The sequence below is a fragment of the Nostoc sp. ChiVER01 genome, assembly GCF_034531155.1.
Lineage (GTDB): Bacteria > Cyanobacteriota > Cyanobacteriia > Cyanobacteriales > Nostocaceae > Nostoc.
The window spans coordinates 247,758-273,285 of sequence record NZ_JAVRBS010000004.1 but is presented as its reverse complement, the minus strand read 5'-3'; the positions used below and the strand labels follow the sequence as shown (position 1 = coordinate 273,285).

Genomic DNA, 25,528 nt, shown 5'->3' with positions numbered 1-25,528 from the left:
ATTTATACGACTTTTAAATTAAATCATATAAAAATCATCTGGTCATTAATGATTAAATATGATAAAGATTTTATGAATTAATTACATCTAAATGGTCAAAAAATTATATAACTAGTAAATAAAATAATTTCCCATGATTACTTTTACGGTCTAGTGGGGACAAAACAGGATTTAAAATATCAGTTATAAGGCAAAATCAGTTGTGTAACCAAATCTTTATCAATTCAGAGAAATAATCAGGTAAGTAGATAGGCGAAAATAAAGCAAAACATATCAAGAATAGTTTCTTGCAGTTTTCTATGCCAGTTGCTACAAGTCGAGTGACTGGATTGCTGATATGACTAAAGTAGCAACTAACATGGAAAACCTTTGCTATGCGGAACATTAACAAGTAGTCGTTTATTCTTACCTGTCTACTTAATTATGCTTATCCATATCCAGGCGAGTATCACAGCCGCGATCGCACCGATTAATGTATTAAAAATGTTTACCACCTCATTGGTCAGCCAGGTATACTTAGATTGCAATGTTGCCCCAATCACACTTTCTAAGTTAGTGGCAATAAATGCTGCCAGTACACACCAAGCTACTCCGAATAGATCAATTAAACCAACTCCCCAACCAACAAATGCGATCGCTACAGAAGCCACAATCCCAGCTAAAGTCCCTTCCAAGCTTACTGCTCCTTCTGTACCACGAGGCACTGGTTGGAGTGTGGTAATTAGAAAGGTGCTTTTACCATAGGCTTTACCGACTTCACTAGCAGTAGTGTCAGCCAGCTTGGTACTGAAACTCGCTACATAGGCTAACAATAATAGGGACTGGGGATTGGGGACTAGAGGGGAACTAGGTACAATAAATCCCGAATTTATTATCCCTACTCCCAAAGCACACAGCGCCCCAGTCAAAGCCGAACCCCAAACATTTTCTGGGCCTCTTGCCCCAGAACGCTTTTCGGCAATTCCTTCAGCCTCCTTCTGCGCCATTCCGATGCGGGTAACGCCAGAACCAACAAGAAAATAGAACATTACTACTGCATATCCTTGCCAGCCTAGAGTTACCCAAATTAGGATCGCCAGAAACCAGGCGTGGAATAATCCAGCAGGAGTAAGCAGCTTTTTCGGAGCAATCCAAGCTAAACCCAATAGAATTGTGTTTAATCCTATCGCCACCAACCAGGGATTAACAGAATCAATTAAGGATGACATCAGCAATTAATCAATGAGTAATTTTGTCTGAATATCAACAGAATAACTAATTTGTTACCCCTAGTACCGCTAGTCGGAAGTCAAAAGTCAAAAGTATTATGGAATAAGCTCTTTAGAGATTTTAAATGGTTGCTCTATTTACGCTGTGACTTACTAGTGCTTAATTTTTGACACCTCCGCAGCTAAAGTAATATGTTTGTATTATTAACTAAATTTCGTAGGCATTACCCTGAAAGCTGAGTGTAAAACGATAAACAATGTCTTAGATAGACACTGGAATATTGACTAAAGAACATGCATTAAACAAAATGCAAAACTTCTGTTTAGTTGAGTAGACTCTTCGAGTGCGTAACATACTCAAAGCAATTTCTAGGCTGAAATGGTAATCAGTCCCCAATCTTATTCATAAGGATAAAGGATATAAGTTAATGCCAATTAAAACTGTGTTCAAGTTGACCACAATCAAGATTAACAGCATAAATTATAGATAGCATTAACTACTAGTCTTTTCCACACAAGCTATGAGACAAACTTTATTCCATCTTGCTTTCCCTGTAACCGACATTGCCCAAACAAAAGCATATTACATGGATGGGTTGGGCTGCATTCCTGGTCGTGAAAACCATCACGCCCTAATTCTAAATCTCTACGGTCATCAATTAGTGGCTCACGTCACCAAAGAACCCTTGACACCGCAACACAGTATATATCCTAGACACTTTGGGCTAATTTTTACCCAAGAACGTGACTGGCAAGATTTACTAACAAAGGCACAACAAAAACAGCTACTTTTTCGTGAGGAAACCAAAAACCGCTTTGTTGGCTCTCCTCTTGAGCATCGCACTTTCTTTTTAGAAGATCCTTTTTATAATCTTATGGAGTTCAAGTATTATCGTCACCCAGAGGCGATTTTTGGAAGTTACGAACATACGCAAATTGGCGATAGGGCTTGAAAAATTCGTAATTAAAGATGAATCCAGGGTGGCAAGCATTCTAGCTACTGACTAGATGCTTTTTTAAGTAAGGGCAGCTTAATATCTTCTGTTAAAGCTGCTTTAACTACTGCTAAACTCCTGGGGTCTGTCAGCATCCAAGGGTGTAGAGGAACTGGTACTATGACTTCGCTTCCTACGGACATTTGTGAACTATTTGCTGGGACAATCATCAAATCATAAGGTGTCCAGATAGATGTAAAATCTAGCTGCCCCAACATTACAGCATCAGAATTTAAATTTTTAAGAAAAATGCTGTCGGGGCGCATTTGTACGCAACCAGGACGCCGGGAACCATAAGCAACCACGGTTCCATGATGGGGCGAAGAGATTGTGATAAATCGCTGAACGCGGTTAATTCCTCCGAGTCGCTGGACATAGTAACGGCTGACAATTCCTCCCATGCTGAAGCCTACTAAATCTAGGCTTTGTTCTGGCGCAAAGGTGGCTGTAACATAATCTGCTACTTGCTTTGCCAACTCATCAAGACCGACATCACCATTATTAGGAACTAGATTGAGAGAATGTACAGACCAACCCTGTAATACTAAGTGAACCGCCATTTTCTGGAAAACTGCCCTCGTATCGTCAATCCCATGTATTAACAAAACGGGATTACGTTGTTGATTTTCAATGCTCATTGACAAAATCTGGCTAAATTAAGGGGTATGTTTCACTTTTGTAGGTACATACTGCTCTACAAACTGAAGCTGTTACTTTTCGGATGCTTTAAAAGACATTTTTGCAAAACTGAAATGCTTCCAAAGATAGTTCGTATAAAATTTAACTTATAGCCAGCGCTATTTGGCAACAGGCTATGACACTCCCCCCTCTGGTTGTTTTCTCCAATCAGTAATTTCAAACAAATAAATGTTAATTTTTGTAAAGCCTGCTTTCACAATCTTGCTCTTAGTTACAGTAAAATTTAATAATTAGTTCTTGGTATATACAGGTTGCAAGTGCTTGCAAAAGAAGATTTGCCCTATAGTTTTACTACAATGCTGATTAAACACAAACCTATAAGGGTTATCACCACAATGGGGTGGCCCAAAGTAGAAAATGTAACATTTTGTCGTAATTTTTAACAATTACGGTCAAGTTTCAAATATAAAAGGTAAAAGGCAGGAGTAATTGTAATGGATTTTATCAAAAAGTTAATTTCAGGTATTTTGGATTTCTTTACTGGGCTGTTACGAGGAAAGAAGAAAAGCAACGGCTACTTCTTGGAATTGGACGAAGCCAAAGATGCTGCGAAAGATGCTGCTCAAGAAGTAGCATCGAACGTAAAGAAAGTAGCAGAGACAGTTGTATCGAGTGCTAAAAAAGTAACAGAGACAGTTATATCAGAAGCACCAAAAGCACCAGAAGCACCAGAAGCATCCAAGCCAGCTTCATTGAACGGAACAAAAGCTGCCGCAGCTAAAACTAAGGAAAAACCAGCTAAAAATCCTAAACCAGCCGATGTTACGCTTGTTCAGACTGCTGAGGGTCTTAAAGTTGAACCTGGCAAAAAGGAAAAAGCCGCAGCAGCCAAAGTTCTCAAAGAGGAGCCAAAGGAAACTACCTTTGCGCCTAAATATCTCGCTCCTTCAGCAACTAGCTCTAATGGTCGTCGGCGTCCAGGGGCGAATATGAGCGCTTACTTAGACATGGCACGTCAGGTTAAAACCCCTGGTTAAATTATAGAGACGCGAAATTTCGCGTCTCTATACTTAATAAGTTAAGTGTGAATACGCAATATTAAGACAATTTTACCAGTTGTAGATGGGGGAACTCTCCAAAGTAGGAGCGATCGCTTAATTTTCTCCACTACAACTGCTGCTTTATTTTGATTTCCATATCATCCACCGCCGCTTCATCAGGTAACGAAAAGATATACACTGCTTCTAAAGGCTGTGTGAAGGGATTTTCAAAGCTTTGGATCACCTCAACTCGTGACAAGTTACCTGCAATTTTCGCTAAAACTTCTGTATGCTTGAGCGGAAAAACTAGTTGCTCCCCTTGAGGAGACTGGACATACAAACCCCCTATTTGTTGATTTTTATCACTTACTGTATTCATAAATTTGATATAACACTCCAATTTGATTTATGAACTGAGTTCTTCAGGTAGATAATACAAATTACGTAGCTTGCTTCTCGCCGGAGGCGAGTATTACGAATTATTTAACAAATACCAGTCCACTATACAAATGAAAAGCTGAATCCCAATTAGTCTGTTCTCTACGAAACAGATCGATGTGAGACTTGATATGACTTAATATTTCTGTTTGATCTAATGTTGTATCTGCAAAAGACGTGAAATCTGACCAGATTTTGACTTGAGGTAATTGCTGTTCAATCCAACTTGATAAACTATTCCAATTAATTCTGATTGTATTTTGGCTAGCTTGAGAAATAATTTTTAATCCTTGTTGAAATTCATAGCCATTATCATAAAGTCGGAGAATGGAACGTCTACCAGGTATGTGTAAATCACAAAACTGAGCATAGTCTTGTGTTTGAGTTTTCCGTTCTAGTTTACCGCGTACATCACGATCTACTACTTCCTCAAAAATGGGCAACAGTCCCACTACTCTTGCTGTGATTTCTGACCAATCAAAGGTGAGAGAACCAAGTTGATTTTGATCATTACGGCAAATAACAGTAGCTTGTGGAGTAAATTCCTGGAAATATTTGACTTGATAAACTTGAATTTGTTGAATTTGAGCTATTGTTGCCCAAAAGCAAGGAATGTCAGCCTGCTGTAACTGTTTACCGTAAAATTTTAGTTCTCCTACTTGGCCAGTGCGGTACAACCTCCAGCCACGACTTGGCAGTAACAGCCTTGCAGTGTAGGGGTCTAGCTGCATAATTTGGGCAAATTTTCGAGAAGCTTCTGTTTTGAGTTCGTTACTGAGTGGCTCTAAAACTAGTACCCCAAGTTCGCTGTTATTCCCTTCGGCTGTTGCTTGGGAAATAGCTCTTTGTCTTTCTTCTAGTTCGATTTCTTGTAGCCGCCGCAAACCTTCACGCGCGAGGGTCACTATTCTACTATTCCTCGTATCTCGCAGCAATTGCCGATACACTTTTTCTGCATCCTGGCGCTTTCCAGATACTTCATGCAGCCGACCGAGATAAAATTGTACCCAAGGATGTTCTGGCGATTCTACTAGCAGCTGTTTGAGTAATTTAGCAGCTGTTTGATAATCTTTATGCTCAAAGGCGATCGCAACTTGCTCAATCATGTTTCAATCCACTGGATCAGTGTCTCGCGCAAAATCACTTTTGCGTGAGCTATAAATCATTTATACTTCACAAGCTGCGGTAATCAAGGATAATGCTACTACTGGGGCTGTAACTGCTCTGAGGATGCGACGACCAAGAGAAACAGGTTGAAATCCAAATGCGATCGCATTTTCAATTTCTTGTGTTGTCCATCCTCCCTCTGGCCCAATAGCAATAACAATCTCGTCAGAAATGTCACTCAGCACCTTGTTTAAATGGGGATACTCACCGCGAGCCTCACAAATATAACGGTGACTTGTCTGATTAGCTGTTATAGCAGTGTCAAAAACAACAGGCTCTAAAATTGTTGGTACAAACGAGCGCTCTGATTGTTCGGCGGCTTCCGCAGCGATGCGCCGCCAACGTTCGAGTTTTTGAGGACTAGGATGAAGCAAAGTGCGATCGCTCAATACTGGTGCAATACAAGTTACTCCCAACTCTGTACAACACCGCACAACTTCATCAAATCCATTGCCTTTGGGCAACGCCACTATCAGCGTAATTGATACAGGTAATTCTGTTTCTACCAAAAGCGCTTCTAAAACCCGTGCTTGTTCCCCTGCTAGCTGCGCCAACCACCATTTTCCTTTACCATCCATTGCAATAAAGCGATCGCCTTCACGCAAGCGCAACACACGCCCCAAATAATGCTGTTGTTCTTTTGTGAGCAAAATTTGCCTTTGTTGGAATTGGAAGGGTGCGATCGCAATTCTTTGCAGTTGAGACATTTTTCTTAATAAATTATTGCCCTGCTGTAGATATCTGTTGTCTCACCCAGGTACGGAAAGCACGAGTTGCTGCTATTTGTCCAAGTTTCTTGCTTTCTTGGATAAATCGGGGAATCTCTGTTAGCAGCACAGGTGTAAAAGTTGGACTGCGATCGCTCTGTGAGTATTGCCCATTATTAAGGGCATAAATTCTTAAGACATTTCCGTTATATCGCCAGAACTCTGGGACTCCCATTGAAGCATAAAGGCTTAACTTGTCTATTTTGGATCTGGAATATTCCACTTCCAGTACTATGTCTGGTGGTGGATCTGTATTTAGGTCAATACTTTCTTTGTTGCGGACTAAAAATTCGTTTTGGATATAGTAACTACTGTCCGGCTCGCCTCCTTGCTCCAAATCATCCCGTGTCATAGTCAACGAGCCAGCACTTTTAACTTCTAAACCAAATTCTTCACACAGCACAAGAACAAAACCTTCGATGAGACGGTTTGAGTTTTCGTGTGGCATTAACGGAGTCATAATTTCTACTATTCCGTTGTCATAAGCTAGCCTTTTATTTCGCTCACATCCCATATCTGCCAGCATAGCTTTGAATGTCTGCCAGCTAATGTTTTGCAGCACATCCCTAGTTTCTGCGAATTTTGCTGTCGTTACCATAGTTGAGTCTTCCTGTGGATGTGTTGCCTAACTGTATTAGGATTTACGCGAGAAAGACACAGATGGATTTATCTGTGTCTCTCTTTTATTTCATTATCTTCAATTTTTCGGCTTACGAAAGAGTCTGGAAGTAAGTCTCTAGCGCTTCAGTCACTAACTGAGTCATCGGCTTACCTTGGCTTTCTGCTACTTCCTTCAACTTGCTGTAAACTTCTTCTTTCAAATTCACCCGGTGACGTGATTTGTTTGCACCATTAGCGGTATTAGGATCGTAGCTAGCAGCAAACTCGCGGATGGCATCAAAACCTACGCGATCGCAAAAATCACCAAACTTTTCCTTCGATTTCCGAGATTTCTTAAAGTAAACAAAAATTGGCTCTAAGAAGATTTCTAAGTCATTGTGGTGCAGTTTCTCTGTGTAAGGTTGTGCCAGTCGAGTCTGATTTGGCGAACCGCCTAACCATAGTTGGTAAGATTCTGGAGCGCTACCGACAAAGCCCAATTCTGCTAAGTAGGGACGAGCGCAACCGTTGGGGCATCCTGTCATCCTTATCACAAAATGTTCATTTTGTAAACCCACTTTATCTAATAGAGTGCGAACCCGTTCCAAAATCCCCGGTATTGCTCGTTCTGATTCCGTGATTGCCAAGCCGCAAGTGGGCAAAGCCGGACAAGCCATTGCATACCGCACTAAAGGTTCGATTTTACTAGGGTCGTCTCCGACACCATGACGGCTGAGAATGTCTTGAATCGCTTCCTTACTATCTGGTTCGATATCGTAAAAAATCAGGTTGTGGTTGGCTGTTAAACGGATGTGTAAGTTGAACTGCTCGACAATTTCCCGCAAAGCGGTTTTCAGTTGAAACGAACCTTCATCTTTGATTCGACCATTGTCAATGGAAATCCCTAAGAATAGTTTGCCATCACCTTGTTCATTCCAGCCGAGGAAGTCGTAATATTTAAAATCTGGCAGTGGTTTGAAGGCTTCGACTGGTTTACCGAAATATTCTTCAACTTGGGCACGGAATTTATCTACGCCCCATTCATTGATTAAATATTTTAATCTGGCATGACGACGATCGGTGCGATCGCCATAATCTCTCTGAGTAGCAACAATCGCTTTCACTATGTCGTAAACGTCATCCTTCGCCACATAACCAATGGGATCTGCTAACCTAGCAAAAGTTTCTTCTTTACCGTGGGTTCTACCTAAACCACCACCAGCAAAAATATTAAATCCTTCTAATTGCTTCTTCTTATTGGTAATTACTACCAACGTCAGGTCTTGAGAATATAAATCAATTGAATTATCCCCTGGCACTGTCACGCAAATTTTAAACTTGCGGGGCATATAGTACGTGCCATAAATCGGTTCTTCGGTGTCATGGATAATTGTCCCATTTCCATTGCGCTGTCGGGCTGCCTTCACTTCTGGGGCTTCTTCAGCACTAATTGCTTTTTCCCCATCTAACCAAATTTCGTAATAAGCGCCTGTTTGCGCTGTCAGCAAGTCAGCAATATTCTGGGCATACTCCCAAGCATACTGATACTCTGGGCGATTCTTAAATGGGGCTGGTGGTGCCATCACATTTCGATTAATGTCGCCGCAAGCTCCCAAAGTAGAACCCAGGTTCTTGACAATGGTGGCGATCGCTGATTTAAGATTCTTCTTTAAAATTCCGTGCAGTTGGAAACCTTGACGGGTAGTTGCTCGTAACGTATGGTTGCCATACTCATCAGCTATTTTATCTAAAGCCAGATACAGCTGCGGCGGTACTAAACCACCCGGATTTTTTGTCCGCAACATAAACTGGTAATCTTTTTCCTGTCCCTTGGTGCGGTTGTCACGGTTATCCTGTTGATAAGAACCATGAAACTTCAAAAGCTGCACCGCATTTTCAGTAAAATGGGTAGTGTCTTGAAGAATCTCAGTTGCTATAGGTTCACGCAAAAAATTACTATTTTCCTTGATTCCTTCTACTTTGGAAGGTTTACGTGTTGCGATAGGGGAAGGAGCAGATTTAACCATTAGACTTGTATAGTATTCTCAATAAAGCATTAGTAGACGCCGAATCAGCACCCTTCGGCTATTTTATCCCCGGTAATCCGGCCGGGATAATGAGGAATATTCTAATTTTACCACGGCAAAAGCAGGCTTTGTCAGTGATGTAACACTTAACAAAACCAGCTTTTTGAAGTAGTGAGTTTTAAGTGCTGAGTCCTGAGTACTTAAGTACAGTATAAACTGACTAAGGACTCAATAATCTTTTATTTGAAGCGATAACCAAGACCACCATTAATGCTAACAGCAGGAGTATCACTATTTTGATAAGCACCAATTCCTACTTTGGCGTTAGTGTAGACGAGGAAATTGTTAGCAACTTCCGATTCAACACCAGCACCTACCACAACGGAATCTTTGTTACCTATAGGAGTTGGTGAGCCATCTTTTTCTACAAAAGAATAACCACCAGTTAAATAGGCATTAGTTCTATTAGCGATAGGCACATCCACAGAAAGTTCTGGAATAATAGCACTTGTCTTATCACTCCAAAGGACATTACCGCGTGCAGAAAATGGCGTAGTTCCTAATTTCACGCGACCTGTGACATTACCACCAAATGTCGCATCATCGTTAATACCTTGTCCACCACTAGTAACACCAGCTGCAACACCAGCACCAATATAACTAGCATCAGTACCTTTTTTGGTTTCAGCAGAAGCTTGACCAGCTGAGAGAACAAGAGGAGAAATTATTAAAGAAGATAATGCAGAAATTGTCATGAAAGACTTTAGTAAGCGCCTCATAATTTTTACCAAACTTTGTATTTTTTACTTGTATATTCCAAGTCGAAAGCTGTGTAAAAATGTTCCAAATGTTTTCTAGTTTTTATTAGATCAATGTTGCCATTTATTTATAAATTTTCCAGGTTAACCATCCTTAAAAATTATAAACAAGCTGTTATAATTACATTCAATGTCTTTTCATTTGGCTCCTTTGTTCCAAAAACAGACGCTTTTAAAACTGGCACAATATTTGGAACTAAAACTAAGTCGGGAAATGGTAAATAAAATACCTAATTAACAATTTTTTGCCGAGCTTTTCACAGATAATAGAAAATAGGCTGTAGCATCCGTTGCAACAAGCAATAGAGGGAATCTATAAAGTTAATTTTGAGCAATTATTGTGGAGATTGAATAATGCTAACCGCTACAAAAACGTTGTCTGGTTTGATGGGTTTATGTGTCGGTGATGCGTTGGGTGTGCCGGTGGAGTTTACTAGCCGCGCTGAACGAGTAAAATCTCCAGTGACAACGATGCAGGGCTATGGCACATGGAATCAACCACTAGGAACTTGGTCAGATGATAGTTCATTAAGCTTTTGCTTGGCAGAATGCCTTTGTAGGGGGTATTCGTTGGATGCTATAGCCAATTCCTTTTGGCGTTGGTACAAAGAGGCTTACTGGACTCCCCGTGGCGATGTCTTTGATATTGGTCAAACTACTCACACAGCAATTATGCGCCTGAAGCAGGGAGTTGTTCCCCATCAGGCGGGTGGTAAGGTTGAAAATAGTAATGGCAACGGTTCGCTGATGAGAATCTTGCCGATGGCTTATTGTCACAGAAACTTCACTTTAGGCGAATTGCTGGCGCGGGTGCATGATGTTTCGGCGATTACTCATGCTCATGCGCGATCGCAAATGGCCTGTGGCATTTATATTAGTATTGCAGTGGCACTCTTGGAAGGGGCTGACCTCCAGACAGCTTATCTACAAGGATTGCAAGATATCCAACCAATTTATTCTGTCCGAGAATTTTTATTAGAGAAGCCGCATTTTGGCAGAGTTTTGAGTGGTGAGATTGCCAAGGTACCAGTAGAAGAGATTAATTCTGGTGGCTATGTGATTGATACCTTAGAATCATCCCTGTGGTGTTTATTAAATAGCTCGTCTTATTCTGAAGCGGTACTGAAAGCTGTCAACTTAGGCGGAGATACCGATACTACTGCCGCCGTCACTGGTGGATTAGCGGGAATTTACTACGGTGTGGAAAATATTCCTAAACAATGGATAAATCAAATTGCTCGTAGACAAGACATTATTTACTTGGCAGAGCGTTTTGCAAGGGCTGTTTACAGTTAGTACTCTGTCAAGCGAAGTTTGAAGGGTAAAGGAACGAACCGCAAAGGACGCAAAGAGCGCAAAGGAAGACGGGAAAGAGAGAAATAAAAATTTGATTTACTAAACATTGTTGGCTTGATAGACTACTACTGATCTGTCCCACAAGTTCTGATTGATTAGTTTGTTACCAAAACCCTGTAGAGACCCGAAATTTCGCGTCTCTATAACCCCGCAAAATTAATAGGACAGACCACTACTGGGCTATCGCAAAAGTTTTGATAGGTGAATCAGTTTTTAAATTTTTCTTCTTTATCTTTTAATTTTGCGCTCTTTGCGTACTTTGTGGTTCGTTCTCTTAATCTCTCAAATTAATGAGACAAACCACTAGTTTGTAATTTTAAATTATACAAAGAGTGAGGAGTTATGAAAATCCTCACTCCTCACTCTTTACTTTTAACTTGCTGAGAAATCCACTGTAAGTAGGCTTGAGAACCGGCAACAATTGGTAAAGCAATAATTTCTGGCACTTCATAAGAGTGCAATTCCTTAATTTTGGCTTCTATTGCGGGAAATTGCGCCAAATCAGTTTTAATTACTAATTGCCATTCTTGCTCTTTATGCAGTTCTCCTTGCCAGGTGTAAATTGAGTGAATTGGTAACAGACTTACACAAGCAGCAAGTTTAGCCTCCACAAGGGCATTTGCAATTGCTTCTGCCTCCTGCATGTTGCTAACTGTCACCAATACCACACCATAGCCAGCAGGTGTCTCCATGACCTCTAAACCGTCGTAGACAACGAGTAGACCTGACCATCAATCAGTAGTCGGGTGATGCCCTTAGCTTGCAAATGAGTCCGAGTCTTATGGAGCATTTTACTATCAGGAACTTTAATCACGCGATCGCGTTTCGTAGAAAAACGCTTGGCGACGCGATGGTTATCAAACACTGGCAGAGTTCTTTGCTGGGTTTCCAGGCTGGGAATTTGCCCCAAATCACCAAAGTCTTTAAGAGGTCGAGTAATTAATTCCGAAGAACGGTCAATTACTAAATAGCAAGTTTTTGGCAAATTGGCTATCGACAGAGGTAAAACTTGAACTGATGCTTCACCTGGTCTTCGTTTTGTGACTAACGGTCTTTGGTCATCCAGGTCATCATCATCAAAGTCTTCTTCCTCAAAGTCATCATCATCTAAATCATCATCATCTAAATCATCCAAATCCTCTGATTCGTCTAGCAAATCTTCGCCCAGCATCTGCGCGATGACAGCCGCTCCTGGATGCTCATTCTTTAGCGGTGGGATGGGAATGCTGACTATTTCCGGCGGCTTTGGTTCTGGAGTTTCTAATTTCTCTGTAACTCGGAGCTTTGGTTTTTCCGTCGCCGAGGGGCGTCGCCGCACCCGTCTACTAGCAGCGAGTGACTCAGCCGTTTCCTCAGAGTAAAGTTCCTGCTCTACATGAATTACCCGACGTGGCTGCGGCTCAACCTTTGGCACTTCCACAGGTGGGGTTTCGATGGGTGGAACTTCTATTTCCGGCTCTGGTTGAGTCAGCAGAGGTAACTGCTCGTAGTTTACCTGCGCCCTACCCTCAGGAGTTCTCGCAGCCCGCTTTAGGGAGACTAAGTATTCATACTCATCTTCTGGCAAAGTGCTTTTGAGCAGGCGACTAATTGTCGAATTGCTCACACCATAGCGGTCTGCCAAAGTTGAGGTTGTTTCGGCAGTCTCTCGATATAACTTAAGAATTTCTTGTTTGTCAGAATCTGTTAATTTTCTCACGGTAGATACCAAAATCTTTACTAAGCTCGTTTTCGTCCACTGGTACGGCGCGTTCGTCTTAGTGATGCGTCATATTCTAAGACAGCGCCCATACCAAATAACACTCCACTAAAAACCCAAAACACTTCTAATATCTCTCCACTTTGATAATTGGGGCCTTGGGCATATTTAAACCACATATCTGCAATGTAAAGCGAAAAGGCCGCAGCTGCAATCATTCGCCAAGATTGGGAAACTCTTCCCCCCCAAAAGGCTAGTAACAGAGTGGTAGCAATAATTAACAGAACCACATCGCTAACTACGTAAAACCAATTCAAAATAGCGACTAGTAGTTCTGAGGGTTTTTCCTGTTGCATAGAAATCCACCATGCTAACAAACTACCGAAAACTGCAATTGCTAACACAATTAGCCACTGCCATTTTTCCAGATTGATTCGCCTGGAAGCCACAGCTAAAATCATGCCTGCGCCAAGTAATAGATAAGTCAGTACAAAAAATATATCGCCTACAGACACATCCGGTTCATCTTTTAAAACTATTTCCGTATAGCCGAAAATTATCCCCCCGACGAAATAGGAAAGCATACCTAAGCCAATCAAGAGCCAAACATTTCGACCACTGACGATTTGCGGACTCAGCCAGTTCCTCAAGCATAAGATACCGGCAGCCAAATAAGCTAAAGCTTCAAAAATATTTGTGCCAATCACATACCACTCGGCTCGGCTTTCTATGCCATTTGCTCCCGGAACTTTGGCACTAAACAACAAAAAGTATAGCAGTGCCAGTACGGCCCAGCCAATATTAGCTAAGACAATGTTCTGAGTGGTGAAAATTGATTTAGAAAGGAACGAATTCTCGTAAGAGTTATTCATAAAACTTGACTATGTAGATGAACTCTGGCAGTATTTTGAGTTAAAGGACTGTATATCTAGCAATGTGTCTGCTAAACAATGCACAATCGGACACCAAAAGCAAGTGCCATTGGTAAGAATTTTGTTACTGCCATAGTTTACCCAGTGGGGATTGATTTAGCCAACTGAGAAACAGCGATCGCTCGGCTTCTGGCATATCTTCTAGCTTATAAATGACTTGTTTGGTAAAATTAGCGTTGCCAAAATAGCCCTTTCCTAATCGATGCAGTTCTTGTAACAAAATCACTACATGATTTTCTTGCCAATCAGGTACTTTGGCTGTCGGTAACGGATTAGTAGATACCAAATATTTAACTGCTTCTAAAGAAGATACTTGGGGAAATTGTTTCTGCTTGAACACTTCGGCAATATCTTTTTCAAATAATGCAGCTTGCCTAGCACCTAAAAACTCTTCAATGTCGATAGAAACACCCTGCAACAGCAAAATACTGGCTTGGATTAAAATCGCCGTTTTGCCATGACTACCTGTGTCACCATCCAGTTGCTCTAAACGGATTTTACCCCAAACACTAAAGCGTTCGGGTTCTTCCAGTAAAACACAGGCTTTACCTCGGTTATCCGTTAATTCTCTCCATAAGGCTCTAGCTTCTTCCTCTTGACTAGCTTTGAATACGCTAATCAAGCGAAAAGTCTGCCCTTGATAACTGAGAATCGGCACCTGCTGATCCTTTTTTGGGTGCTGAATGCTTGATATTTCAACATCCTGCCGTTTGAGAATAAACATGGCACTAGCAAATAACTCCTCACAGGGGCACTCTTAATATGGAATATATAATGGCATTTGGCAGCATCGCCAAGGCTGAAATTACCTAGCATACTGTGGAAATGAGCCTAGCGATCGCCACTTCCTTCCCGAAGGTAGCCGCCCAGAGGACGGTGGCGTTAACAGGCAAATAACCCTTTGACAACTTAATATATCTAAACCAATACTCCATCTGTTTCGTTTTCGGTGTAGATTAACTAACTAGCGACTAGCATCTTAGCCTTGCTAATGGTAAATCTGCAATTTTCGATTGCTTCTTGTTACGTCGAAACGATATAATGGTTTAGATGACTCTTTTGGGAGCCATAATTTTGTTTTGGGCGCGTAGCTCAGTGGATAGAGCCACGGATTTCTAATCCGTTGGTCGCAGGTTCGAACCCTGCCGCGCTCGTTTTAACTTAATACGAACCTTAAAGCAGTCTTTTTATGGTAATTTATCAAATAGGCTTAAGAGTTCATATAAATGCACCATACAAAAGATAAGGGCGATCTAGCAGCTGCTAAAGTAGATAGCAGATTTAGTCGAGAAAGAATATTCGGTTTTTGTACCAGTAGTAACTGAACATGCACCCTTTGATTTGATTGCCTACAAAGATGGCAAATGTTACAGAATTCAAGCTAAATACAGTTGTGATGGCACACTGAAAAATAAAAGCAATTGGGCAGACAAGAATGGTTGTCATGAGAAAAAGTACAAATCTGATGACTTTGATTTCTATGGTCTTTATTTGCCAGATATAAACAAAGTAGTGTATCCATCAATCAAGTTTGGCGGTTGCGGTATCAGGACAACGCCGCCTAAATCACCCAATCCTTTCTACTGGTGGGAAGATTTTACAGATTTAACTGAAGTAGCATTTAAGCGAACGTACAAGGAGTTCGGCGTTGATTTAACAACCAGAAAGGTTAATCCAGACTCTAGAATTCATACTAGAAAAGTAGAAAGACCATTGAAAGAAGAACTAGAAAAACTAGTTTGGGAAAAGCCAACTGCACAAATTGGCAGAGATTTTGGCGTGTCTGATAAGGCTGTAGAAAAATGGTGTAAGGTTTATGGGGTAGAAAAGCCACCTAGAGGGTATTGGGTGAAGAAGGCTTATGGAAAAGTAGAAGGGCAGTTAACAATTCATGATGATAGCCAAAAAACAAGCTGATACCTAACAATTCTGTCATGATAGCCAAATCATAGTCAGAATAGCTACAAATACAGGTAAAAAACTTAGCTTTTCAATATTTGAATTACTTCAGAAGGTTAAAAGCGTTAGTTTTACGTTGATTATTTTTTTGCAAATTTAAAAAGCCCGTGACGAGGATTGAACTCGTGACCTCACCCTTACCAAGGGTGTGCTCTACCACTGAGCCACACGGGCAAATATAACTTTGTTTTTTTAGTTGTAAGTTACAATGCTGGGAGCTTTGCTCTTAACCCAGTCATTATAACTTATAACTTCGTAAGTGGTGGGCCGGGCTGGATTTGAACCAGCGTAGGCGCTAGCCAACGGATTTACAGTCCGTCTCCATTAACCACTCGGACACCGACCCGATTTGTCTCACGATTTAAAATCTTAGCACCATATTTTAGAAATTGCAAGTTATTAGAAAAAACAACTTGCGGGTAGAGATCGCAACAAAACTGCGTCTCTACCATCTGGATAAAAAATACTGGTTACACGCTCATCTCCAGCATTCGTTGCATTGGTCGCAGTGCAGCAAGGCGAATATCCTCTGACATGGTAATTTCGGGAGTGCGATTTTTCATTGCCCAGTAGAGCTTTTCTAGGGTATTTAACCGCATAAATGGACATTCGTTACAAGCGCAGTTATTCATCGGCGGTGCAGGAATAAAATGCTTGTCAGGAGCTAGTTTTTGCATTTGGTGAATGATTCCCGGCTCTGTCGCAACGATAAATTCTTTGGTGGGGCTGTTTTGACAATACTTGAGTAAGGCGGCTGTGGAGCCAATAAAACTGGCGTGGCGTAATACACTACTTTCACATTCTGGATGTGCGATCGCCTCTGCTTCGGGATAGGCAATTTTTAACTGGACAATTTTCTTTTCCGAGAAGGTTTCATGGACAACACAGCTACCTTGCCATAGCACCAAATCTCGTCCCGTCTGTTCCATCACATAACGCCCCAAATTCCGATCTGGGGCAAAAATAATCGGCTGTTCCTTTGGTATCTGCTGGACAATTTTCACAGCGTTGGAACTGGTGCAAATAATATCGCTCATCGCCTTGATATCAGCAGAGCAGTTGATGTAAGATACCACCAAATGATCTGGATGTGCTGCTTTAAAAGCTGCAAACTCCTCTGGTGGACAACTGTCTGCTAAAGAACAACCAGCAGCCAAATCTGGTAAAAGTACTAATTTATCGGGATTAAGTATCTTTGCTGTTTCTGCCATGAAGTGAACACCAGCAAAGACAATCACATCCGCATTGGTTTTTTCGGCGGCTCTTGCTAGTTGTAATGAATCCCCAATAAAGTCTGCAATATCCTGAATATCTGGCTCTTGATAATAATGCGCCAGGATAACGGCGTTGAGTTCTTTTTTGAGACTCTGAATCGCGGCAAACAAATCTAGTGGTAGTTCACCCAGTTGGGTGTTTTCTCGTTGAGCTAGTGCAGTGGTAAACACAGTTTAGGGGTGCTTTATGTTGCAAATGTATGTCCTGTGGATTCAATTATAGTAGTTTTTACCAAAAATAGTGGACGGTTGATATTTTGGGGTTGTGTCCAAATTGGGCTGAGTTTCATATCCTGGAGATAGACGGCAAGGAAAGTGGCATGACCAGTCAAGAAACTCAATCGATAAACCTCAAAATTGCTGTAGTTGGAGATATTCACGACCAATGGGAAGTGGAAGATGGCGTTGCACTCAAGCATTTGGGTGTTGACTTAGTGCTGTTTGTCGGGGATTTTGGCAATGAATCGGTGGAAGTGGTCAGAGCGATCGCATCTCTCGATATTCCCAAAGCAGCCGTAATGGGCAACCACGATGCCTGGTACACCGCCACCGAATGGGGACGCAAAAAGGCTCCTTATGACCGCTCTAAGGAAGACTGGGTACAGGAACAACTCGATTTATTAGGTTCGTCCCACGTTGGTTACGGTAAGTTGGATTTTCCCGCTTGGAATTTAACTGTAGTGGGGGGTCGTCCCTTTACCTGGGGTGGCCCAGAGTGGAAATTCGCGGAAATCTGTAAAGAACGTTACGGTGTGACGAGTTTGGAAGAATCCGCCGATCGCATCGTGAAAGCAGTTAAAAGCGCCGCTTACGAGACGATTATATTTTTGGGTCACAACGGCCCTAGTGGGTTAGGCGATCGCCCCGAAGACCCCTGCGGCAAAGACTGGCACCCAATTGGCGGCGACTTTGGCGATCCAGATTTGGGCGAGGCGATTTCTCAAGCCTTGACTGCTGGTAAAACCATTCCTCTGGTAACATTTGGTCACATGCACCGAGATTTACGCCATACCAAGAAGGTGCAGCGCAAACCTCTCTTTAGAAGTCCAGAGGGGACAATTTACTTAAATGCGGCTAGTGTCCCCAGGATTGTGGAAAATGATGGCGAGAAGCTGCGTAACTTTTCCATTGTCACCCTAGAGGCAGGTGTGGTTTCGCAAGTTTCCCTAGTTTGGGTGGGGAATGACTTTCAGGTGGCCAAGGGGGAAATTTTGTATGAGCGATCAAATCCAGTAGTGCAATCTGCGTAGATGATAGGGTATAGTATTATCTGTCAGCTTTAGTGCTAACCAACAAAAGCGCCTAAATAGCGTCTGAAAGTAGGGTATGCACAAGTTTGACAGATTTACTGGAGAGGTGGCAGAGTGGTCGATTGCGTCCGACTTGAAATCGGATGAGGCTAAAACCTCCGGGAGTTCGAATCTCCCCCTCTCCGTTGAAAGATTTATGTATGATGCATTACAGATAAACTCTCTGACTAAGAGATTCCAGTTTATGAGAGTGAATCAAATTTATATTGCATATAACAGTAAAGCTAAAGATAGCGCTGTTATCATTCAAGGTATTAGGATTCAGATATGTCATTCAGCAACAAATTATGATTTGCTGAATTTACAAAGCGTGGTAGCTTTATTTGAGTATATATAGAAAAAATTAACCTTAAGTAATTAAAATAAAATGGTGCCATGAAAGTAGAAATTCATAACTTAGGTGTTATCGAAGAACTTGAAATTGACTTAAAACCTCTTACTGTTTTTATTGGAAGAAATGGCACTGGAAAAACTTGGGCCGCATATACTTTAGCATCTATATTGGGTAAACATGGATTTGATAGGTATTGGAAAAGTTACATAAATGGCAAAACTCTGCAGAAATATCGGGTTATAGATAATGCTATTGAGCAATTTTTGCAAGAAGGAAATGTTCATATTGACTTAATTAAGTTTGCTGAAGAGTATGCCGAGGCATATATTAATGATGTTGCTAAGTCATCTCCTAGTTGGATGAAAAGATTTTTGAGTACTGAACGTAGTGATTTTAAATCAATGAAGATAAGCTTTGATTTAGCTACGGTAAAACAAGAAATACTTGAAAATATTAAAAAATATAGTTTAGAAAGGCAAATTTCTTTTGGCTCACAAGGTAAAAACTATTTAAATATATTAAAGGAAGTTGGTGAAAATAATATTTATTTTAACATAATTTCCGAAGGTAGCATTTTGAAAGAAATTCCTATAAGGTTATTTAAAGAACTTCTACTTCAAGAGGTTTTTCAAATACTTCATAGGTCTTTTTATTCGTATGTTTATATATTTCCTACAGAGAGAACTACTTTTATAACTTTTCCTTTTTCTATTAAGAAAGAAATAATAAAACTCGAAAAATTAGATTTTGATAATTTTGATGAAACCTCTAATGTTGATGATATAAAAACAATAATATCTGAACGTTTTGATCAACCAAAAAGCAAAAAACCAAGTGAGCCAGTACAAAGTTTAATAGAAATATTAGCAAATGCATATATAAATACAACAGATAAAAGACAAGAAGAAATTCAGAAAAGACCAGAAATTGCCATTTATGCTGAATTAGCAGAATTATTAGAAAAACAAATTTTGCAAGGTAAAATAGATTTTAATGAGCCTGGATTAGAAAATGAAATACTTTTTCAGCCCTCAGAAAAAATCAAATTGGAAATGACAATTGTTTCATCTATGGTTAAAGAGCTAGCACCTTTAGTTCTTTGCTTACGCTATCTGGCTGAACCGGATGAGTTGCTGATTATTGATGAACCAGAAATGAATTTACACCCATCAGCACAAATAGCAATTACTGAATTTTTAGCAATGTTAGTCCAAGCTGGTCTAAAAGTATTAATTACAACTCATAGTCCTTATATTTTGGATCATCTATCGAATTTGATGAAAGCTGCTAAATATAAAGATAAAGAAAGTCTAAAAAATAAATTTTATTTAGAACGGATAGAAGCTTTTATTCCTCAAGAGAAAGTCTCTGTATATCTGTTTGAAGATGGTATAACTAAAAATATTTTAAATGAAGAAGGGCGTATAGATTGGGGTACATTTGGTGATGTATCTGATGATATTTCCCATATATTCCCATAGTCACTCTTAAGCTAAGGAGTGATTTAAAAATGCCTTTAAATAATTTATTGTTATCGAGTTGTTTGCTACCAGGAAAAACAAGTTATACAGAAAACGGAGTAGAGATAAATATAAAACCATCTAGCGGTGAAACAATTCTTTTTTTTCTTATAGATAATCAGTCAAATCCTAATTGTAAATTTCGTCAACTATTAGGATTAGAGCAAGAAGGTATGAAAATCTGTGATTTAATTGTCTTTTATGCAAAAGAGAGTAAAAGAATAATCTGCTTTGTAGAATTAAAAGGTAGTGATGTGAAAACCGCTACAAAGCAAGTTATATCCACACATACATATTTTAAAAAATTATTGAAACAGTCTGAACCATCATTAAGTTTTATTGCAAAAGCATATATTAAATCTAACAGTTCTGTCCCACAAGAAATTGATAAATATAAACAAGAATTAAAGCAGGAATTTGGCGAAAATAACTACGATATTAGCAGGAATTCAGATTTAGGTAACTTTCTGCGAGACGTTGACTATCAACCCAGAGGAAAATCAAAAAAAAGTAGATAATTGGCAGCCAGCGATCGCTCCTCCTCTCCATGCTTGCATCGTGCTAGCATCAGGATAAATCCTACTTTGAGGTAAAGTGATGGCTACCCTTTATGTGAGAAATTTACCTGATGATTTGTATGCAAAGCTGCAAGAGTTAGCGGCATCTGAACACCGTTCCATTAACGCCCAAGTTATCACTCTGTTAGAGCAAGCTTTGAAGACTGAAGCACAGCAAGCAGAAGACCAGAAACGACAGAATGTACTTAAAGTCCTAGAAGAAAGTCGCCAGCGTCGCCGTCTGAATCCAGCAGACTTCGCATTGCCTGATAGTACTGAAATGATTCGAGAAGACCGCAACAGATGAGCATTCCTCTTAAATGCGTGGTGGATACCAGTGTGTGCATCAAATATTTTATCTCTGATCCACTAACCCCCAAAGTTAACCAACTTTTTGATCACCTTGCCAATCCACAGACAGAAATGTTTGTTCCAGACCTTTTTTACATTGAGTGTGCTAACGCCTTATGGAAGTATGTCCGTGCAAGGATGTACACTGGTGCTGAGGTTCAGGCAGATTTAGCTACTCTCAAAGCTTTTCCCTTGGGTGTTGTCTCAACGGCTGATTTGATGGCGGATGCAGTTATGATCGCATTAAATTATGGAATCTCCGCCTACGATGGCTCGTATGTCGCACTTTCACATCAGGCATGTGCTAGTTTGCTGACTTTCGACGGCAAGCTGGTGAAAGCTCTAGCAGGTTCATCTTACAATATTTGCTCGTTTAATGAATTTGAGGTTCCGCCGTTGGAGTCGATGTAGAGAGCGATCGCTTTTCCTCACTATAATATTCAACCCCAAAGTATTGGATGAGACTAAACATCTCGATACATCAGGGTTGGGGATGAGGTTTAGACTGTATTACACCGAAGTGAAAATCGCTTGCAATGATTAAGTTGCCCGATCAATTTTTTGCACTTCATCATCAGATAGTTTCACATTGATAGCTTGTGCTGAGTCTTCAATGCTAGAAACCTTGCTAGCACCAGGAATTGGTAAAATAGCAGGCGACTTGGAACGCAACCACGCCAAGACGATATTATATACTGAAACACCTTTTTCTTTAGCTAAGTTAGCGATCGCAGGGATATCTTGTAAATCCTGATGACGACGCCTACCACCAAAGGGACTCCAAGGCAAAAACGTCAACCCTTGTTCTTCGCAATACTTCAACACGCCGTCATTTTCTGGCTGTCGTTGCCAAGGGCTGTATTGATTCTGCACCGAAACAATATCCACGACATCTCGCGCCCGTTTAATCTGTTCAACGGAAAAGTTAGAAACTCCCACAAATCGAATTAAACCTGCCTCGACTGCTTCTTTCACAGGTGCAAGGGATTCTTCGATTGTGTACTTAGTATCCGGCGAATGATATTGCCAAACATCAATGGGTTTAGCACCACCTAACGCCTCAAAGCTAACTCGAATTGTTTCGCGTAAATGTTCTGGGTTGCCGTTGCTTGTCCAGTTTCCATTGGGACGCATCAAACCGCCTTTAGTTGCCACAATTACTTGACTAACATCGCCTTTGTAACTAGTAAGCGCCTTGTGAATTAGTCGCTCGTTGTGGTGCTTATCTGACTCATCTTTGCAGTAAGAATCGGCAGTGTCAATAAATGTGATACCCAGATCCAAAGCCCGATGAATAACTTGGATTGATTGCGATTCAGGAGGGCGATTAGAGATTGACATGGGCATACCACCCAAACCGATCGCACTCACAAATATACCAGTTTTTCCTAGCTGTTTGCTTTCCATGCTTCTAGCTCTAGCTTTCTGCCCCAATTATCTACCAGCTAGCCAAAGCTTTTTTAGCGATTCATCATAAATCCTCCCTAGTACTTAGACTTGGCGATTAGTTAATGCGCTACGAGGGGAATACTCTACTCAGGGCTTAAGTATTATATACACAGACACAGATGAAAATTGTAGAGGAAACCCGTACAAGATTGCAGCTAAAACATCGACCCCTCAGATATTGGTTCAACGGGTGGTGCTTTTTTATTTTCGGTTTAAGCTTTTTGATTTACTGTTTAGTTTTTAATTCTGCTTCAATTCATCTAACTTGCGATCGCCTTTCATCAAACCAAATTAACTGTGACTTGAAGCGGTTTAATTTGCTGGGAAGCATGGAAAAGCTTAAAATGTTTGATCCTCAAGAAGCATACATCCTGACAAAGACTAGTAGCAAAGGAGGAAAAAGCTATCAAGTTATTATTGTGACTCCATTTGGAGACTTTGATCTGCTATCAAATATTAGCTATCAAGAGAATGAGGAAGTTGTCTTAAAAATCAATAATTTTATTAACTCTGGGCAAACTTCCCTATTAGTGCAGCAGAATCAGCGTAATTATTTATTTTTCTTCAGTTTATTTATATTGATTATGATGGCGATCGCTGCTTATTTTGGCACGTCACCTGTAACTACCTGCACCTTCTATAAGAGTATCGATAAGGTATTTATTGAACGTAAAAGTTTGCGTGGTAAGCAAATTATTGAACATCCACTAGAAAATATTTTGCGTTTTGATATCCAAGAACAGCAATATAAATACTCTAAGCTTTACCGGGCGGTAATTGTGCTGAAATTTGGTGAGGTAATTCCAATTAATCCCCAATATACTGATGAAAAAAACGTTAGATATGCAGTTTCTAGGATACTCTCATTCCTAAAATTTTAACCGAAATTACCCCCAGGGTAACTTGCTGACCCAAACTTTCCGACATTAAATCCGTGCAGGTTATACAGCAACAAAAAAGATCCCCGACTTCTCAAAGAAGTCGGAGATCTGCGGCTTGCAATAGACATTGCCCCTGATGATACCTTCGAGTGATCTGGGCTGGATATATGCGCTCTTTTAATAGTCAATTAAGCTTTGCAGCCGTTAGGCGATTAAGTAAAGTTTTCAAACAAAATAGGGGAGTTTTGCACAATCGTTTCAATGCCCCTAATTATGTAGATTTGCAAATAAATTATATATGAAGTAGCTACTATCACTATATTGCAATGTTGATAAAGGTTATTGACTTGATGTAATTAACCAACAATTCATTAAAGTATGAAACCATTAGCATTAAGTAGTTCCTTGTTAGCTATTGTTGGATCGGTAGTCAGTTTAACACTGCCTGCAACAGCAATCAACGCAGCATACTTTGGCAAGACAACACAGAGTCTTTCATTGCCTATTACTCAGGGTCAGGAACTCAGGCTAGCGGAAATTCTTCTTCCTCGTGGTAAGTGGATAGTTAATTATTCCGCGACAGCTATAAACTTTGGAGCGAATGACACCGTGCGATGCTATGTCCGCGCCAGAGAAACAGGTCAGATTCTTTCTGAACACGTAGCCGTCGTTGGAACACAACAGGGTGCATCTCTGGCATCTACAATCAGTGGGGTTACAGTCGCTAACTTAAATGAGCCAACCACAATGCTTCTTGTCTGTAACCACGATAACACTGGTAAGACACCTATCATTGATGCTGGTGCTGAGATAGCCGCTTACTAAGCAAGCCCTTAAAGAATATTTGTAAAGTCTAATTTATGACTCGTCCTAGCGAATATAATTCGCGGCTACACAGGCAAAACCCACCTCCGTGGGTTAGCAAGCCCTTCATTTTGCACGCTTTCCACGAAGGTAGACTTCTCTGCGGGACGCTACGCAAACGCTTGTATAATAGCAAATTTTATTCACACAATGCTTTAAAACCTTGTTGCGTTATATAGTAGTCCTAAATCATTCGTGAACAACAAGATCCCCGACTTCTCGAAGAAGTCGGGGATCTGAAGCCCCTAGATTTTCACAAATAAAATAGGATTGCTATAGCCGCGACTTCAGGATACTGGAATCGTTTTGCTCATAACACAACCTAGTCAACTACAAATACCTACTTTGTCAGTTTGTGTAATTAAGCTATGTTTGGTAAATAGAATAAGTAGCCAGCCTATATAAGCGGCTGTTATTTCACACTTGACATAAAGCATTGTGAGTGCAAAACGTCTGCCAGAAACCATTGCCCATGTCAGAATTACTCGCCAATCCTGGCAACACGGCTTCCTTGAAGGCGAAGTGAATGCTGGTGAGTTTGAGTGGCATTTTCAGTGGCATTTTCGCCGGGGAGAACTTGCCGTCAAGCCTTCCCAAGGCCGCGCCTTAATCAAAGAACCCCTCGGTCGATTTTTAGAGCAACAAGATTATCAGCTAGAGCCTGGAGGAGATTATGCTTTTACTATTCGGGCGGAACTTTAAAAGTTAGAAGCCATTCAATTTTGGATTTTAGATTTTAGATTTTTGCTTGAATCCAAAATCCAACTTGCGCTGGAAGCGCACCAGAGGTGCGACCCAAAATCTAAAATTGGCTGACTGTTGATTCAGTGAGACGATTTAAGTATCTTTCGATTAAGAGGATGGCAACAATGTCATCTATCGGTCTTGGTGGCTGTCGTAGACCCTGTGGCAATAGTTTTATTAACCCTTGGGGCGGGAACATTTGCCAATAGCGATCGCGTGCTTCTAAGGTTGTGTAGCGCTCATCGACTAAAATAATACTCAACGGTTCTGTCAATTCCTGATATAGTTTCTGTCTCCACTCCTTGGCTGTAGTTTGGTCGCCCATCACCATCAAAGAGATCGGAAACTTTTGACGCAGTGTCTCAATACTAGCGATCGCCTCTTTTGCTAAGACGACCTGATGATAATACAATTGTCGATCCAGTCCCATCACCGCTAAACCACACTTATCTCGACCTGGATCAAATCCCAATATGACTGGTTGCGTTGGTGAAAATTCCGGGAAAGTCATAATAAATTAAAATTAAAAATTAAGAATTAGAAATCAATAAATTCAATCACAGCAACTATTTTGACTGCTGTTGGATATGTTTAAATCT

General features: G+C 40.7%; 27 protein-coding genes, 4 tRNA genes and 1 pseudogene. 14 read left to right on the top strand and 18 right to left on the bottom strand.

From position 1 onward, the window contains the following. Positions 1-413 precede the first annotated feature (413 nt). Positions 414-1,208, bottom strand: a complete 795-nt coding sequence (locus RMY00_RS07990) for a TIGR00297 family protein (RefSeq protein ID WP_322647026.1) — start codon at positions 1,206-1,208, stop codon at positions 414-416. Between the two features lie 521 nt (positions 1,209-1,729). On the opposite strand from RMY00_RS07990, the gene RMY00_RS07985 reads away from it, so the two are divergent. Further along, positions 1,730-2,161: a VOC family protein gene (locus RMY00_RS07985; RefSeq protein WP_322647025.1), complete on the top strand. Its 432-nt coding sequence runs from the start codon at positions 1,730-1,732 to the stop codon at positions 2,159-2,161. A gap of 44 nt (positions 2,162-2,205) precedes the next feature. Here RMY00_RS07985 and RMY00_RS07980 read toward each other — a convergent pair whose 3' ends face one another. Next, on the bottom strand, positions 2,206-2,841 hold the full coding sequence (locus RMY00_RS07980; RefSeq protein ID WP_322647024.1) for a triacylglycerol lipase: 636 nt from the start codon (positions 2,839-2,841) through the stop codon (positions 2,206-2,208). A 495-nt stretch (positions 2,842-3,336) separates the two neighbouring features. Here RMY00_RS07980 and RMY00_RS07975 point away from each other — a divergent pair, with 495 nt between their 5' ends. Beyond that, positions 3,337-3,879, top strand: a complete 543-nt coding sequence (locus tag RMY00_RS07975; protein WP_322647023.1) for a hypothetical protein — start codon at positions 3,337-3,339, stop codon at positions 3,877-3,879. Between the two features lie 130 nt (positions 3,880-4,009). On the opposite strand, the gene RMY00_RS07970 is transcribed toward RMY00_RS07975, so the two are convergent. From RMY00_RS07970 to RMY00_RS07945, 6 genes are all read right to left on the bottom strand, one after another. Continuing rightward, positions 4,010-4,261, bottom strand: coding sequence for a VIT domain-containing protein (locus RMY00_RS07970; RefSeq protein ID WP_416212047.1), 252 nt, complete (start codon positions 4,259-4,261; stop codon positions 4,010-4,012). Between the two features lie 100 nt (positions 4,262-4,361). Further along, a complete protein-coding gene (locus RMY00_RS07965; protein ID WP_322647022.1) occupies positions 4,362-5,426 on the bottom strand; it encodes a tetratricopeptide repeat protein in 1,065 nt (354 codons plus the stop codon). A 60-nt stretch (positions 5,427-5,486) separates the two neighbouring features. After that, positions 5,487-6,194 (bottom strand): 16S rRNA (uracil(1498)-N(3))-methyltransferase, encoded by a 708-nt coding sequence (locus RMY00_RS07960; RefSeq protein WP_322647021.1) that lies wholly within the window; start codon positions 6,192-6,194, stop codon positions 5,487-5,489. Between the two features lie 13 nt (positions 6,195-6,207). After that, positions 6,208-6,852 carry a Uma2 family endonuclease gene (locus RMY00_RS07955; protein ID WP_322647020.1) on the bottom strand — a complete coding sequence of 215 codons (645 nt, stop codon included), beginning with the start codon at positions 6,850-6,852 and terminating at the stop codon, positions 6,208-6,210. Positions 6,853-6,964: 112 nt separating this feature from the next. Then, positions 6,965-8,881: a sulfite reductase, ferredoxin dependent gene (gene sir, locus RMY00_RS07950; protein WP_322647019.1), complete on the bottom strand. Its 1,917-nt coding sequence runs from the start codon at positions 8,879-8,881 to the stop codon at positions 6,965-6,967. Positions 8,882-9,120: 239 nt separating this feature from the next. Beyond that, positions 9,121-9,660: a hypothetical protein gene (locus tag RMY00_RS07945; RefSeq protein ID WP_322647018.1), complete on the bottom strand. Its 540-nt coding sequence runs from the start codon at positions 9,658-9,660 to the stop codon at positions 9,121-9,123. 393 nt (positions 9,661-10,053) lie between these two features. On the opposite strand from RMY00_RS07945, the gene RMY00_RS07940 reads away from it, so the two are divergent. Continuing rightward, entirely contained in the window at positions 10,054-10,995 is a 942-nt protein-coding gene (locus RMY00_RS07940) for an ADP-ribosylglycohydrolase family protein (protein ID WP_322647017.1), read from the top strand. A gap of 419 nt (positions 10,996-11,414) precedes the next feature. On the opposite strand, the gene cutA is transcribed toward RMY00_RS07940, so the two are convergent. The 5 genes from cutA to RMY00_RS07915 all read right to left on the bottom strand — a co-directional run bounded on the left by cutA (position 11,415) and on the right by RMY00_RS07915 (position 14,621). Next, positions 11,415-11,747, bottom strand: a complete 333-nt coding sequence (gene cutA / locus RMY00_RS07935; RefSeq protein WP_322647016.1) for a divalent-cation tolerance protein CutA — start codon at positions 11,745-11,747, stop codon at positions 11,415-11,417. A 5-nt stretch (positions 11,748-11,752) separates the two neighbouring features. Next, a complete protein-coding gene (locus RMY00_RS07930) occupies positions 11,753-12,754 on the bottom strand; it encodes a transposase (RefSeq protein WP_322647015.1) in 1,002 nt (333 codons plus the stop codon). A 20-nt stretch (positions 12,755-12,774) separates the two neighbouring features. Beyond that, the gene (locus RMY00_RS07925; RefSeq protein WP_322647014.1) at positions 12,775-13,626 is read right to left on the bottom strand and encodes a hypothetical protein; all 852 of its coding nucleotides are present in this window, start codon (positions 13,624-13,626) and stop codon (positions 12,775-12,777) included. 124 nt (positions 13,627-13,750) lie between these two features. Continuing rightward, positions 13,751-14,410: an Npun_F0813 family protein gene (locus RMY00_RS07920; protein WP_322647013.1), complete on the bottom strand. Its 660-nt coding sequence runs from the start codon at positions 14,408-14,410 to the stop codon at positions 13,751-13,753. 85 nt (positions 14,411-14,495) lie between these two features. Then, positions 14,496-14,621 (bottom strand): hypothetical protein, encoded by a 126-nt coding sequence (locus tag RMY00_RS07915; protein ID WP_322647012.1) that lies wholly within the window; start codon positions 14,619-14,621, stop codon positions 14,496-14,498. A gap of 146 nt (positions 14,622-14,767) precedes the next feature. Between RMY00_RS07915 and RMY00_RS07910 the strand changes: the two genes are divergently transcribed. Then, a tRNA-Arg gene (locus RMY00_RS07910) sits at positions 14,768-14,840 on the top strand. Positions 14,841-14,912: 72 nt separating this feature from the next. Continuing rightward, positions 14,913-15,603 (top strand): annotated as a pseudogene (locus tag RMY00_RS07905) (group I intron-associated PD-(D/E)XK endonuclease). Positions 15,604-15,747: 144 nt separating this feature from the next. Here RMY00_RS07905 and RMY00_RS07900 read toward each other — a convergent pair. From RMY00_RS07900 to nadA, 3 genes are all read right to left on the bottom strand, one after another. Beyond that, positions 15,748-15,819: transfer RNA gene (locus RMY00_RS07900), tRNA-Thr, on the bottom strand. A gap of 86 nt (positions 15,820-15,905) precedes the next feature. Continuing rightward, positions 15,906-15,991, bottom strand: a tRNA-Tyr gene (locus tag RMY00_RS07895). A 124-nt stretch (positions 15,992-16,115) separates the two neighbouring features. Continuing rightward, positions 16,116-17,090 (bottom strand): quinolinate synthase NadA, encoded by a 975-nt coding sequence (gene nadA, locus RMY00_RS07890; protein ID WP_322647011.1) that lies wholly within the window; start codon positions 17,088-17,090, stop codon positions 16,116-16,118. A 149-nt stretch (positions 17,091-17,239) separates the two neighbouring features. Here nadA and RMY00_RS07885 point away from each other — a divergent pair, with 149 nt between their 5' ends. The 6 genes from RMY00_RS07885 (at position 17,240) to RMY00_RS07860 (ending at position 21,402) form a co-directional block, all read left to right on the top strand. Then, positions 17,240-18,169 (top strand): TIGR04168 family protein, encoded by a 930-nt coding sequence (locus tag RMY00_RS07885; protein ID WP_322647010.1) that lies wholly within the window; start codon positions 17,240-17,242, stop codon positions 18,167-18,169. A 100-nt stretch (positions 18,170-18,269) separates the two neighbouring features. Then, positions 18,270-18,354 (top strand) — tRNA-Ser (locus RMY00_RS07880). Positions 18,355-18,604: 250 nt separating this feature from the next. Next, positions 18,605-20,044 carry an AAA family ATPase gene (locus tag RMY00_RS07875; RefSeq protein WP_322647009.1) on the top strand — a complete coding sequence of 480 codons (1,440 nt, stop codon included), beginning with the start codon at positions 18,605-18,607 and terminating at the stop codon, positions 20,042-20,044. 29 nt (positions 20,045-20,073) lie between these two features. Beyond that, positions 20,074-20,601, top strand: coding sequence for a hypothetical protein (locus RMY00_RS07870; protein WP_322647008.1), 528 nt, complete (start codon positions 20,074-20,076; stop codon positions 20,599-20,601). Positions 20,602-20,680: 79 nt separating this feature from the next. Next, positions 20,681-20,947, top strand: a complete 267-nt coding sequence (locus RMY00_RS07865) for a FitA-like ribbon-helix-helix domain-containing protein (protein WP_322647007.1) — start codon at positions 20,681-20,683, stop codon at positions 20,945-20,947. Beyond that, entirely contained in the window at positions 20,944-21,402 is a 459-nt protein-coding gene (locus tag RMY00_RS07860) for a type II toxin-antitoxin system VapC family toxin (RefSeq protein WP_322647006.1), read from the top strand. The genes RMY00_RS07865 and RMY00_RS07860 overlap by 4 nt, the downstream gene beginning before the upstream one ends. A gap of 129 nt (positions 21,403-21,531) precedes the next feature. Here RMY00_RS07860 and RMY00_RS07855 read toward each other — a convergent pair whose 3' ends face one another. Then, on the bottom strand, positions 21,532-22,398 hold the full coding sequence (locus tag RMY00_RS07855) for an aldo/keto reductase (RefSeq protein ID WP_322647005.1): 867 nt from the start codon (positions 22,396-22,398) through the stop codon (positions 21,532-21,534). A 161-nt stretch (positions 22,399-22,559) separates the two neighbouring features. Between RMY00_RS07855 and RMY00_RS07850 the strand changes: the two genes are divergently transcribed. The 3 genes from RMY00_RS07850 to RMY00_RS07840 all read left to right on the top strand — a co-directional run bounded on the left by RMY00_RS07850 (position 22,560) and on the right by RMY00_RS07840 (position 24,887). Further along, positions 22,560-23,321: a hypothetical protein gene (locus RMY00_RS07850; protein WP_322647004.1), complete on the top strand. Its 762-nt coding sequence runs from the start codon at positions 22,560-22,562 to the stop codon at positions 23,319-23,321. A gap of 378 nt (positions 23,322-23,699) precedes the next feature. After that, positions 23,700-24,146, top strand: coding sequence for a hypothetical protein (locus RMY00_RS07845; protein ID WP_322647003.1), 447 nt, complete (start codon positions 23,700-23,702; stop codon positions 24,144-24,146). 477 nt (positions 24,147-24,623) lie between these two features. After that, the gene (locus RMY00_RS07840) at positions 24,624-24,887 is read left to right on the top strand and encodes a DUF3146 family protein (protein WP_118171445.1); all 264 of its coding nucleotides are present in this window, start codon (positions 24,624-24,626) and stop codon (positions 24,885-24,887) included. 100 nt (positions 24,888-24,987) lie between these two features. Here the strand turns inward: RMY00_RS07840 and RMY00_RS07835 are convergent, their stop codons facing one another. Further along, positions 24,988-25,440 carry a pre-16S rRNA-processing nuclease YqgF gene (locus tag RMY00_RS07835; protein WP_322647002.1) on the bottom strand — a complete coding sequence of 151 codons (453 nt, stop codon included), beginning with the start codon at positions 25,438-25,440 and terminating at the stop codon, positions 24,988-24,990. Positions 25,441-25,528: the final 88 nt, after the last annotated feature.